The sequence below is a fragment of the Nonomuraea sp. NPDC050153 genome (genome assembly GCF_044460125.1).
Lineage (GTDB): Bacteria > Actinomycetota > Actinomycetes > Streptosporangiales > Streptosporangiaceae > Nonomuraea.
The window spans coordinates 1-1,979 of the sequence record NZ_JBITJQ010000089.1 but is presented as its reverse complement, the minus strand read 5'-3'; the positions used below and the strand labels follow the sequence as shown (position 1 = coordinate 1,979).

The window sequence follows — 1,979 nt, the reverse complement described above, 5'->3', positions numbered from 1 at the left end:
ACCGCCACCGAACCCAGCGCAACCTCCGGCCCACCCGCCAGACAGTCCTCCAACGCCCCCACCAGGTTCCCGACGGCAGTGCGCACCAGCACACCCACCGCCCCTGGATCGATCGGCGCGACCGCATCCACCGCCAGCGAGATCCGATCCCCGTCGTCATCCACCGACACCAGCAGCGGATAGTTGGTGCGCTCGCGCAGGTACACGAGGCTGATCCCGTCGAGTGCCCCGTCAGCGGCGCCGTCCTGTCGCTGTTCCCTGGGCGGCGCGGTGTTGTGCCGGTAGTTGAACAGCGCGGTGAACAGCGGCAGATCCCCCGACACCCCACTGGCCTGCTGCGCCAGCGTCAACGGCGCATGCTCATGCTCCAGCAACCCGGCCAGCTGCCCACGCATCGCCGACACGGCCCCCAGCACACCCACCCCATCGGTACGCACCCGCACCGGCAACGTGTTCATGTACGGCCCCGGGACCTGGTCGGAGCCGGTCCCCGCGTTCATCCGGCCGAACAGGACCGTACCGAACACCACATCGTCGCGCCCGGACACCGCCGCCAGCGCCCGCGCCCACGCCACATGCAGCAACGTCGCCGGACTCGCCCCCACCCGCCGCGCCACCTCAAGCAGCCTGCTGTGCAGCTCCGCCGGGAACGGCACCACTTTCCGCACCGCCCCGGCACCGTCGCCGCGGATGTCCACCATGCCGAACGGGGCGGTCGGCTCGGTCACGTCGCCGAGCAGGTCCGCGAAGTACCGTGCGTGCTCCTCACGCCGCACCGCCCCGCGGGCCTGGGCCACGAAGTTCCGGAACGGCAGCGGCCGGGTCAGCGTGCCTTCACGGCGGGTGAGGATCGCCCGTACCTCCCTCAGGACGATCTCCAGCGCCGTGTGGTCACGCACGATGTGATGCGTCCGCACCAGCCCCAGCCACCGGCCGGTGCCCGGCACCGGGGTGACGTGCACGCTCATCAGCGGTGCCCGCCCCAGGTCCATCACCTGTCCGACGGCCTCCACCAGTCGCTCGACCAGCTCATCGCCCTGCGCGTCCAGCGTCACCTCCTCGACCGGCAGGACCGCGCGCCGCCACACCACCTGCACCGGCTCGCGCAGCCCTTCCCACACGATCGACGTGCGGTAGACGTCATGCCGGTCCACCACCCGCTGCAACGCGTCCGTGAACGCGTCCAGCCGCTCGCGGGAGTCGAACTCCAGGACCGTCGGCATCACGTACGCGTCCTCACCACCGTCGGCCAGAAGATGATGGAACAGCAACCCCTCCTGCAGCGGCGCCAACGGATAGACATCGGCGACGTTCGCCGCACCACCCTCGACCGTCGCCACCAACCGGCCGATCTCCTCCACGGACAGATCCACCAGAGGCAACATCTCGGGCGTGATCACCGTCGCACCGAGCGGGATGCGGTTCTCCGGCACCTCCACCCGCACTTCGCCGGCCGACCGCGCCAGCCCCGCCGGCGTGGGCGCCTGGAAGAACGACCGTACCGACACCGACACCGCCCGCGCCTGCAACAACGCCACCAGGCGGATCGCCAGCAGCGACTGCCCGCCCAGCGCGAAGAAGTCGTCATCGACACCCACGCTCTCCACGCCGAGCACTTCGGCGAACGCCGCGCACACCACCTCCTCCCGGGCGTTGACGGGCCCGCGCCCCGCCCCGGCCGCGTGCCCAGGAACCGGCAGCGCGTCACGATCCAGCTTGCCGTTGGCGTTGCGCGGCAACGCCTCCAGCACCATCACCGCCGACGGCACCATGTACTCCGGCAACCGCTCACCCAAGAAGTCCCGCACCACGTCACCCAGACGGGAACCGGCGGAATCCGCAACACCCGCCTCTCCACGCAGATCGGCCGGGACCACATAGGCGACCAACCGCACATCCCCCGGCGCGTCCTCCCGTGCCACCACCGCGACCTGCCCGACTCCCGGACAACCCGCCAGCACCGCACTGACCTCACCCGG

At 70.9% G+C, this 1,979-nt stretch carries 1 protein-coding gene; it reads right to left on the bottom strand.

Going from position 1 to position 1,979, the window contains the following annotated elements:
- Nucleotides 1-1,922: condensation domain-containing protein (locus ACIBQ1_RS61790; RefSeq protein WP_397292875.1), on the bottom strand; the 1,922-nt coding region annotated here is incomplete at its 3' end.
- Nucleotides 1,923-1,979: the final 57 nt, after the last annotated feature.